The 11,702-nt window shown below is 75.7% G+C and carries 1 protein-coding gene; it reads right to left on the reverse strand.

Going from position 1 to position 11,702, the window contains the following annotated elements; translation table 11 throughout:
* Positions 1-593: 593 nt before the first annotated feature.
* A complete protein-coding gene (locus tag ABZX11_RS30230) occupies positions 594-11,702 on the reverse strand; it encodes a type I polyketide synthase (RefSeq protein WP_354919224.1) in 11,109 nt (3,702 codons plus the stop codon).

Consider the following 11,702-nt stretch of genomic DNA (forward strand, 5'->3'; position numbering starts at 1 on the left):
ACGCCACGCGCGTCGCGGATGCAATCCCTCCCCGGCGCCCCTGAAACTTGCCCCCGAACCGTCGAGCCTTAGCCGGTCTCCCCCAGCCGGCGGTGTGCTCCGGGCTGCGGGGCGCAAGCGGGCAGGCCCGGCTCCCCATGAGCCGGGTCTGCCCGGACTTCCCCATCGGCCACCGAGCGAGGCGGCCGCCGCCTTCGGGGCTTGCTCCCGCCGCACGGTGCTGACCGAGCCTCGCTTTCCCTGCTCCGGCGCCGGAACGGACAAGCTCTCGCCTAGCGGCCCTTTCCATGCCCAGCAAAGGAAATGGCGGAGCACTCCGCCGGGCCGATCGCCACGTTCGCTCGTGAGCTGCGGCTCTTGCGGAGCCCGCCCGGGAATGCCCGCTACCGGGAGCGGCAGGACACTACGCGCGCATCGCGGAGTGGCGCCCCGGCCGATCGGCGAGCGATCCCTTCCCCGCGCCCTGAAACTTGCCCCCGCACCCGTCGAGCCCCACGCCGGTCTCCCCCAGCCGGCGCCGCGGTTCCGGGCTGCGGGGTGCAAGCGGGCAAGCCCGGCCCGCCACCAAGCGAGCCGGGCTTGCCCGGACTTCCCTAGCCACCCAGCGAATCGAGCCAGCCGCGGAGCCGGGCCGCCGTCTTCGGGGCCTGCTCCTCGATGATCGAGAAGTGGTCCGCCTCGATCCACTCGGCCGCTCCCCCGTGCTGCCACCCCGGCACCGGTGCGGCGTCGCCGAAACCGGTCAGGGCCTGGGTGGCGCGCAGGTTCAACGTCGGCGCCGTGATCGGCCGGGCCTCGCGGTCCGGGTAGATCCGCACGTAGCCGCCCATGGCGACCAGGCCGTGGTCGTCGACCGGGGTCAACGCGTTGTCGCGAACCAGGATCTGGCCCAGCGCGTCCGTCAGCACCGAACGGTTCAGCTCGACGTCCTCCGGTGCGTACGTGTCGATCATCGCGACGCCCGCCAGCTCGACGCCGTCGTCTTCGAGCCTGCGAGCGACCGCGTGGGCGATCGCGCCACCGGCCGAATAGCCGAGCAGCGCCACCGGGCTCCGCTCGGCTTCCGCGGCGACCGCCGCGGCGAGACTGCCGATCGCCGCCGTCCAGGTGGCCGGGAGGTTGTCGCCCGGGTGGGTTCCCGGCAGGCGCAGCGCGCTGAACCGGCGCTCGCCGCCCAGTTCGCGGGCCAGGCGGGCGAACTGGTGCGGACCCGACCCCGCCAGGAACGACGGGATGCCGATCAGGGCCGGTGCCGCCGTGCCGCGGGCCAGCAGCTGCACGGCCGCGCGCCGAGCCGAGGCGTCGCCGTACGTCGCCGACAGCTCCGAGCTCGCGACCAGCAGGGGCAACGCCCCGGCCAGGTCGCCGCGGCGGTGCGCCGCCGACACCAGCTCGGTGATCGTGCCGCGCACGCCGGCCGGGGCCTGCTCGGCCACGCCGGTGTCCTCGAGCTGCGAGCGCACCAGTTTCGCCACGTCCGCGGCGGTCGGGTGGTCGAAGACCAGCGTCGACGGCAACGTCAGGCCGGTCAGCCTGCCGAGCCGGTTGCGGAACTCGACCGCGCCGAGGGAGTCGAACCCGAGCTCGGTGAACGGCGCCGCCGGGTCGATCGCGTCACCGGACGCGTGGCCGAGCACCGCCGCGGCGGCGGTGCGCACCTCGTGCAGGACCACGCCGTCGCGGTCGGCCTCCGGCAGGGCCGCCAGCCGGCGCGCCAGGCTGACCTCGGCACCCGCGGCGGCCCGCGGCACCCGGACCATCCCGCGCAGCACCGCGGGCAGCGTGCCGCCGCGGGCCAGGTCGGCGAGCGCCGCCGGGTCCAGCAGGGCCGTCACCGGGGTCGCCCGGCCGCTCGCGAGTGCGCTGTCGAACAACGCCATCCCGGCCCCCGGGTCGATCGGGAGCAAGCCCAGCCGGGCCCGGATCTGCCGGGCGTGCTGCTCGCCGCCGTCGCCGCCGAGCGCCCCGGCCATGCCGACCGTCCACAGGCCCCAGGCCAGCGAGTGCGCGGGCAGGCCGGCCCCGCGCCGCACGCGGGCCAGCGCGTCCAGCACGCTGTTCGCAGCGGCGTAGTTGCCCTGTCCCTGCCCGCCGAGCAGCGGCGCCGCGGACGAGAACAGCACGAACGCCGACAGCTCGAGGTCGCGGGTCAGCTCGTGCAGGTTCAGGGCCGCATCGACCTTCGGCGCCAGCACGCGGGTGGTCTGCGCCGCGGTGAGCGTGTCGAGCGTGCCGTCGTCCAGGACACCCGCCGCGTGCACGACGGCGGTCAGCGGGGCGTCGCCGTCGAGGCCGGTCAGCAGGGCCTCGACCGCGGCCCGGTCGGCGACGTCGCACGCCTCGACCCGGACCTCGGCGCCCAGCCCGGTCAGCTCGGCGACCAGCTCGGCGGTGCCGTCCGCGGCGGCACCGCGCCGCGACACCAGCAGCAGCCGCCGCACGCCGTGCGCCTCGACCAGGTGCCGGGCGACGATCGCGCCGATGCCGCCGGTACCCCCGGTGACGAGCACCGTGCCGTGGCCGAACGACGGCGGCTCGCCCGCTCCGGCGGCCAGCGGCTGCAGGCGCGGGACCAGGAACCGGCCCTCGCGGACGGCCACCTGCGGTTCGTCCCTGGCCACGGCGGCGGCGAGCGACTCGAGCGGCAGGGCGTCGCTGTCGTGGTCGACGAGCAGGAACCGGCCCGGGTGCTCGGACTGCGCGCTGCGCACCAGGCCCGCGACGGCGGCCCCGGTCAGATCGGGCCGCTCGCCGGGCAGCCCGGCGGCCAGCCGCGTCACGATCGCGAGCCGGCCGGTGTTCCCGGAACCGAGCCAGCGCTGCAGCAGCGCGAGTGTCGTGAGCACACCGGTGTGGACGTCCACCGCGCCGGAGCCTCCGGGCGCCGGCCAGACGACCGTGCCGGGCACGTCCGGCAGTGGCGCGGGACCGGCCGGGTCGCCGAGCACGACGAGACGTCCGGAGTCCACTTCGGACACTGCGGGCGCGGCGACCCAGTCGAGGTCGTACAGCGGTGCCGCGCCACGCAGCCGGGCCAGCGCCTGCCGCTCGACCGGGCGGACCCGCACCGAGTCCACGCCGAGCACGAGGGCGCCGGTCGCGTCGGCCGCCTCCACCCGGAAGGTGTCCGGTGCGGTGCGGGCGACGCGGACGCGCAAGGCACCGACGCCGGGTTGAGCCAGCTGGACGCCCTCGAAGACGGACGGCAACGGCGTCCCACCCTCGGTCAGCAGGCCGGCCGCCGCGTGGAACACCGCGTCCAGCAACGCCGGGTGCACGCCGAAGGCCCCGGTTCCGGCGTCGAGCGCCACTTCGGCGAAGACCTCCTCCGCCCGCGACCACGCGGCGCGGACGCCGGTGGACGCCGTCCCGTACCCGAAGCCGCGGTCGCCGAGCGCGCGGTACAGCTGGTGCGCGTCGACCCGTTCGGCCGCCACCGGGGGCCACGACCAGTCCGGCGCCGCGGCCGGCCCGGCCGGCGTGAGCAGGCCACGGGCGTGCCGTACCCAGACGTCGGCGGCACGGGCGTGCACGGTCACGGTCCGGTGGCCGTCGGCGTCGGGCTCGCCCACGGCGAGCTGGAGGTCGACGCCGCTGTCGGCCGGGACGGCCAGCGGGGCCTCGAGCGCCAGTTCCGCCAGGCGCGGCACGCCGAGCCGCGCGCCGGCGGCCAGCGCCAGTTCCACGAACCCGGTTCCGGGCAGCAGCACCGTGCCGTGCACCGTGTGGTCGGCGAGCCACGGGTGCGAGCGCAGCGAAAGCCGGCCGGTGAACAGCCACTCGTCCGTGCCCGCGAGCTGCACCTGGGCGCGCAGCAGCGGGTGGTCGGCGGAGTCGGCGCCGGCGAGCGGCACGTCGGCCTCCGCGGGCAGCAGCCAGAACCGCTCGTGCTCGAACGGGTAGGTGGGCAACGTGACCTGCGGCCGGGCACCGAAGAAGTCGGCCCACCGCACCGCACGGCCCGCGCAGTGCACGGTGGCGAGCGCGGTGACCAGCTGCTCGGGTTCGCCGGTCGTGCGCCGGGAGCCCGCGACCACCGAGGCGCTCGCCGTGGGGTCGGCCGCGAGCGTGGCCCGGGTCATCGCCGTCAGCACGGCGTCCGGGCCCAGCTCGAGGAACAGGCCTGCGCCCGCATCGAGCAGTGATCGCACCGCCGGAGCGAATCGCACGGCCTCGCGCACCTGCCGCACCCAGTACTCGGACGTCAGCGGCTCGTCGAAAGCACCGGAAACCGTGGAGCACAGCGGGATCCGCGGCTCGTGGTAGGTCAGGCCCGCGGCGATCTCGGCGAACCCGGCCAGCATCGGCTCCATCAGGGCGGAGTGGAACGCGTGGCTCACCCGCAGCCTGCTCGTCTTGACGCCCTCGGCCACCAAAACCGCTTCGAGCGCCGACACCGCTTCGGTGGTCCCGGAGAAGACCACCGCATCGGGCGCGTTCACCGCGGCGAGCGAGACGTCCCGGGCGAGCTCCAGCGCCCGCTCCTCCGGCACCGCCGCGGCCAGCATCGCGCCCCCGGACGGCAGCGCGCCCATCAACCGGCCACGGGCGGCCACCAGCCGGCACGCGTCCGGCAGCGACCACACCCCGGCCACGTACGCCGCGGCCAGCTCACCGATCGAATGGCCGGCCACCACGTCCGGCGTCACGCCGAACGACTCCAGCAGGCGGAACATCGCCACCTCGAACGCGAACAGCGCGGGCTGGGTGTATTCAGTGCGGTCCAGCGGGGTTTCCGCATCGAACATCACGTCCCGCAGCGGGGAATCCAGGTGGGCGCCGAACTCCGCGCACACCTCGTCGAGCGCGGCCGCGAACACCGGGAACGCCCGGGACAGCCCGGCACCCATCCCGCTGCGCTGGGCGCCCTGCCCGGTGAACAGGAACGCGGTCCGGCCGGTGGCCCCGCGGGGTTCCGGTTCGTCGGCGGCCAGCCGCGCCAGCTCCGCGAGCAGCGTCTCCCGGTCCGGGCCCACGACGGCGGCGCGCTGGTCGAGCTGCGCGCGGTGCAGGGCCAGCGTCGCCGCGACGTCGGCGAGGTCGAGCTCCGGACGTTCCTGCAGTGCGTCGTGCAGCCGGCTCGCCTGGGCCCGCAGCGCGGTCGTCGTCCGGGCGGACAGCAGCAGCGGCACCACTTCCGGCCGCGGGAGATCGTCCGTCCGCGGCGAGGCCGCGGGCGCTTCTTCCAGGATCAGGTGGGCGTTGGTCCCGCTGATCCCGAACGACGAGACCCCGGCCCGGCGCGGCCGCTGCCCGGCCGGCCACGGCTCGGCCTCGGTCAGGATCCGCACCTCGCCCGCCGACCAGTCCACGTGCGGCGACGGCGCCTCGACGTGCAGCGTGGACGGCAGCACCTCGTGCCGCAGCGCCTGCACCATCTTGATCACCCCGCCGACGCCGGCCGCCGCCTGGGTGTGCCCGATGTTCGACTTCAGCGACCCGATCCGCAGCGGCTCGGCGCGGTCCGGCCCGTAGGCGTTGATCAGCGCCCGCGCCTCGATCGGGTCGCCGAGGGTGGTGCCGGTGCCGTGCGCCTCGACGGCGTCGACGTCGGCCGCGGCCACCCGGGCGTTGGCCAGTGCCTGCGCGATCACCCGCTCCTGGGACGGCCCGTTCGGGGCGGTCAGGCCGTTGCTCGCGCCGTCCTGGTTGATCGCGCTGCCGCGGATGACGGCCAGGACCGGGCGCCCGTTGTGCTGCGCGTCGGACAGCCGCTCCAGGGCCAGCACGCCGACGCCTTCGGCCCACGAGACGCCGTCCGCGGTGCTCGAGAACGCCTTGCAGCGCCCGTCCGGGGACAGCGCCCGCTGCCGGGAGAACTCCAGGAACAGCAGCGGGGTCGCCATCACCGTCACGCCGCCGGCCAGCACCAGCGACGTCTCCCCGGCCCGCAGCGCCTGCACCGCCAGGTGCACGGCGACCAGCGACGACGAGCACGCCGTGTCCACCGTCACCGCCGGGCCTTCCAGGCCGAGGGCGTAGGACACCCGGCCGGAGACGACGCTGCCCGCCGATCCGGTCGCCAGGTAGCCTTCCGCGGCCCCGCCGGCCTCGCGGGCCGTGTGGCCGTAGTCCTGGTACATGACACCCGCGTACACGCCGGTGTCGCTGCCCCGCAGCGAAGCCGGGTCGATCCCGGCGTCTTCGAGGGCTTCCCAGGACGTCTCGAGCAGCAGCCGCTGCTGCGGGTCCATCGCCGCGGCCTCGCGGGGCCCGATCCCGAAGAAGGCGGGGTCGAAGTCACCGGCGCCACGCAGGAACCCGCCTTCGCGGGTGGCGATCCGGCCCGGCTTGCCCGGTTCGGCGTCGTAGAGCCGGTCGGGGTCCCAGCCGCGGTCGCCGGGGATCGGGGTGATGGCGTCGACGCGCCCTTCGATCAGGTTCCAGAGCTGGTCGGGGTTCTCGACGCCGCCGGGGTACCGGCAGCTCATGCCGACGATCGCGATCGGCTCGTCGGCCCCGGCCTGCGCCCGGACCGCGGCCGGACGCGGGCGCGCCGGCGCCGAACCGTCGACCCGGGTGCGCAGGAAGCCCGCGACCGCGGCCGGGGTCGGGTAGTCGAACACCAGCGTGGACGGCAGCTCGACACCGGTCGCGGCGGTCACCTTGTTGCGGAACTCGACGCCGCCGAGCGAGTCGAAACCCAGTTCGGTGAACGGGGTTCCGGGGTCGACGGCGTCGGCCGACTCGTGGCCGAGCACCGCGGCGGCGATGGCCCGGACCTCGTCGCGGATCAGCGTCTCCCACTGCTCGGCGGGGGTGTCGAGCAACCGGCGGCGCAACGGGCTGTCGGCGACCCGGCCGCGCGCCGGGACGTGGATCAGGCCGCGCAGCACCGCGGGCAGCGTCCCGAGCCGGCCCAGCGCGGTGAGCGCGGGGGTGTCGAGCACCGCGGTCATCAGCAACGGCGCGGTCGTGGCCAGCGCCTGGTCGAACAGCCGCATGCCGGTGTCCGGCTCGATCGGGGCCAGCCCGAGCCGGGTGCGGATCTGCCGCACCAGGTGCTCGCCGCCCGGGTCGTTCAGCGCCTCGGCCATGCCGAGCTTCCATAGTCCCCAGGCCAGCGAATGCGCGGGCAGGCCCGCGCTGCGGCGTGCCTGGGCGAGGGCGTCCAGTGCGGCGTTCGCGGCCGCGTAGTTGCCCTGGCCCTGCCCGCCGAGCAGCGGCCCGGCCGAGGAGAACAGCACGAACGCCGCCAGGTCGCGGTCGCGGGTCAGCTCGTGCAGGTGCCAGGCGGCGTCGACCTTCGGCGCGAGCACCCGGTCCACCTGCTCGGCGGTCAGGGTTTCGACGGTGCCGTCGTCGACCACGCCCGCGGTGTGCACGACCGCGGTCACCGGTTCGGCCTCCAGCAGGGCGGCGACCGCGGCGCGCTCGGTGACGTCGCACGCGGCGACGCGGACGTCCGCGCCGAGCCCGGTCAGCTCGGCGACCAGCTCCGCGACACCCGGGGCGCCCTCACCGCGGCGCGAGACGAGCAGCAGGCTGCGCACCCCGTGCGCGGTGACCAGGTGGCGGGCGGTGACCGCGCCGAGGCCGCCGGTACCGCCGGTGATCAGGACCGGGCCGGTGCCGAAGGCCCCGGCGGCCGGTTCGGCGGCCGTGGTCCGGACCAGCCGCGGGGCCGTCGTGACGCCGTCGCGGATCGCCAGCTGCGGTTCGTCCGTGGTGAAGGCGGCGGTGACGGGCGTGTCGTCGACGACGTCGATGTTCACGATCCGGCCCGGGTGTTCCGACTGCGCGCTGCGGACCAGGCCGCGGACGGCGGCGGCCGCCGGATCCGGCGTCTCGCCGGGCAGGCCCGCGCCGTTGCGGGTCAGCACGACCAGCGTCGAGCCCGCGCAGCGGGGTTCGGCGAGCCACTCGCGCAGCAGCGCGAGGGCTTCGTGCACGGCGGCGCGGACGGCCGCGGGGACGTCGTCCGTCGTCACCGGTTCAGGCGACCAGACGACCGCCGCGTCCGGGTGCTCTCCGGCCGCGAACGCGGCGACGTTCGCGAAGGTTTCCGCGCACCCGGAAACGGGACGGCCCAGCGCGACCAGCGGCCGGTCCGGCACCGCAGGGGCACTCACCGGTGTCCATTCGAACGCGTGGAGCGGGCTGCCGGTACCGGCGAGGGCGCGCGCGTCCGCGGGACGGGCGAGCACGGCGTCGATCGACAGCACGGCGGCGCCGGTGTCGTCGCACGCGTCGATGCGCACCTTCCCGGCGCCCGAACGGCTGATGCGGGCGCGGATCGCGGTGGCGCCGGGGCGGAACACCCGGACGCCGCTGAAGGAGAAGGGCAGCGGCAGCTTGCCCTCGGGCAGGTCTTCGGCGAGGCCGGTGAGGGCCGCGTGGAAGGTCGCGTCCAGCAGCGCCGGGTGCACCTCGAAGCCCGCGGCCTGCTCGTCCGGGGCCACCTCGGCGAAGACGTCGTCGCCGCAAGTCCAGGCCTCGCGGACGCCCTGGAACGCCGGGCCGTAGCCGAAGCCGAGCTCGGCGAGCCGGTCGTAGAGGTGCGTGGCGTCGATCGGCGTGCCGCCGGACGGCGGCCACTCCGGGTCGGTCCAATCCGGCGTCCCGGTGTCCTGGGCGAGGACACCGGTGGCGTGCAGCGTCCAGTCCGGCTCGCCGGTGCCGGTCGCGGCCCGCGAGTGGATCGACAGGCGACGGCGGCCGGTGTGGTCGGGCTCGGTCACCGCGACCTGCACGTCCACGGCGGCGGTCCCGTCGAACAGCAGCGGGGCCGACAGGACGAGCTCGTCGACGACGGGCCGGTCCAGGTGGCGGCCCGCGGCCAGCGCGAGGTCCACGAACCCGGTGCCGGGCAGCAGCACCGTGCCGAAGGCCGTGTGGTCGGCGAGCCACGGCTGGCCGGTCGGGGAAAGCCGGCTGCTGAACAGCCATTCGTCGCGGCCGGCCAGCGGCGCGGCCACGCGCAGCACCGGGTGGTCGAGCGCCGCGAGCCCGGCGCGGCCGAGGTCGCCGAGCGCGAGGTCGTCGGGCTCGACCCAGTGGCGGCGGCGCTGGAAGGCGTAGCCCGGCAGGTCGAGGTGGGTGGCCGGCTTTCCCGGGACCAACGGCGTCCAGTCGACGGCGAGGCCCGCGCAGTGGGCGGCGCCGAGCAACCGCAGGAACTGGTCCGCCTCGGGGGCCTTGCGCCGGGACGCCGCCGCGACCAGCGAACCGGACGCCACCTCGTCGCCCAGGGTCCGGCGGGTCAGCGCGGTCAGCACGGCGTCCGGGCCGACCTCGACGAACCGGCGCACGCCGGCGCCGGCGAGCGACTGCACCGCCGGGGCGAACCGGACGGCCTCGCGCACCTGCCGCACCCAGTAGCGCGGTGTCAGCAGCTCGTCGCCGGCCGGCGCACCGGAAACCGTGGAGCAGACGGCGATCCGGGGCGCCCGGTACGCCACCGAGGCGGCGACCTGCTCGTACTCGGCGAGCATCGGCTCCATCAACGCCGAGTGGAACGCGTGCCCGACGGTCAGCCGGGTCGTCTTCACGCCCTCGGCCACCAGCCGGTCCTCCAGGGCGGCGATCGCCGCCGCCTCACCCGAGAACACCGTCGCCTCCGGCGCGTTCACCGCAGCCAGCGAGACGTCTCGGGCGAGCTCCAGCGCCCGCTCCTCCGGCACCGCCGCGGCCAGCATCGCGCCGTGGGACGGCAGCGCGCCCATCAGCCGGCCGCGGGCGGCGACGAGGCGGCACGCGTCGGCCAGTGACCACACCCCGGCCACGTACACCGCGGCCAGCTCACCGATCGAATGCCCGGCCACCACATCCGGTGCCAGGCCGAACGATTCGAGGAGGCGGTAGAGCGCCACCTCGAACGCGAACAGCGCCGGCTGGGTGTATTCGGTGCGGTCCAGCGGGGTCTGCGCACCGAACATCACGTCCCGCAGCGGGGAATCCAGGTGGGCGCCGAATTCCGCGCACACCTCGTCGAGCGCCGTGGCGAACACCGGGAACGCGGCCGCCAGCCCGGCGCCCATCCCGGCGCGCTGCGCGCCCTGGCCGGTGAACAGGAAGGCCGTCCGGCCGGTGGTGACGGCCCCCGTCACGACGTGCGGGGAGTCCGCACCGGCCGCCAGTGCGGTGAGGCCGGCGAGCAGACCGGCGCGGTCGGCGCCGACCACCGCGCCGCGGCGGCCCAGCCGGGCCCGCGCGGACAGGGCGGCCGCGACGTCCGTGTCGGCCGCCTCGGGGTGGGCGGCCAGCCAGGTCAGCAGCCGGCTCGCCTGCGCACGGAGTGCGGGCTCCGACTTGGCCGAAAGCAGCCACGGCGCCGGCCGGACTTGCTGCGGCACCACGGCTTCCGGCTCGGCTGCGCGCGGTGCCTCTTCGAGGAGCACGTGCGCGTTGGTCCCGCTGATCCCGAAGGAAGACACCCCGGCCCGGCGCGGCCGGTCGACCGCGGGCCATGGCCGAGCCTGCGTCAGCAGCCGCACCGTGCCCGCCGACCAGTCGACCTCGGGGGTCGGCTCGTCGACGTGCAGCGTCGAGGGCAGGACACCGTGGCGCAGGGCCATGACCATCTTGATCACGCCGGCCACGCCCGCCGCGGCCTGCGTGTGCCCGATGTTCGACTTGACGGAACCCAGCCACAACGGGTGGCCGTCCCCGCGGGCCTCGCCGTAGGCCGACAGCAGCGCCTGCGCCTCGATCGGGTCACCCAGCCGCGTACCGGTTCCGTGCGCCTCCACGACGTCCACTTCGGACGCCGACAGCCGCGCGCCGGCCAGCGCGGCCCGGATGACCCGTTCCTGCGCGGGGCCGTTCGGCGCGGTGAGCTGGCTGCTGGCGCCGTCCTGGTTGATCGCGCTGCCGCGGACCACGGCCAGCACGCGGTGCCCGTTGCGCTGTGCGTCGGACAACCGTTCCAGCACCAGGACACCGGCGCCTTCGGCCCAGCCGGTGCCGTCCGCCGACGACGAGAACGCCTTGCACCGCCCGTCCGGCGCCAGGCCGCGCTGCCGGGAAAACTCCACGAAGGTGCCCGGGGTCGCCATCACCGTGACGCCGCCGGCCAGCGCCATCGTGCATTCGCCCTGCCGCAGGGCTTGCGCCGCGAGGTGCAGCGCGACCAGCGAAGACGAGCACGCGGTGTCGACCGTGACGGCCGGGCCTTCCAGGCCGAAGGTGTAGGCCAGCCGCCCCGACGCGATGCTGCCCGCGCTGCCGGTCAGCAGGTAGCCCTCGAAGTGCTCGGGCTCCTGGGGCGTCCGGGTCCCGTAGTCGTCGTACATGACGCCCGCGTACACGCCGGTGCGGGTGCCGCGCAGCGCGGTCGGGTCGATCCCCGCGTGCTCGAAGGCCTCCCACGCCGTCTCCAGCAGCAGCCGCTGCTGGGGGTCCATCGCGGCCGCTTCGCGCGGGCTGATGCCGAAGAACTCGGCGTCGAACTGGTCGGCGTCGTACAGGAAGCCGCCTTCACGGCTGTAGGAGGTTCCCAGCCGGGCGGGGTCCGGGTCGTACAGCACGTCCAGGTCCCAGCCCCGGTTCTCCGGGAAGGTGCCGACCACGTCCCGCCCGGCGCTCACCACGTCCCAGAACTCGTCCGGCGACCCGACCCCGCCCGGCAGGCGGCAGGCCATGCCCACGATCGCGATCGGCTCGTGCGCGCGCTCCTCGAGCTCCTGGACGCGCTGACGGCTCTCGCGCAGGTCGACCGTGGCCCGCTTGAGGTAGTCGCGGAGCTTTTCCTCGTTGTTCAT

Source organism: Amycolatopsis sp. NPDC004169, assembly GCF_040610315.1.
Lineage (GTDB): Bacteria > Actinomycetota > Actinomycetes > Mycobacteriales > Pseudonocardiaceae > Amycolatopsis.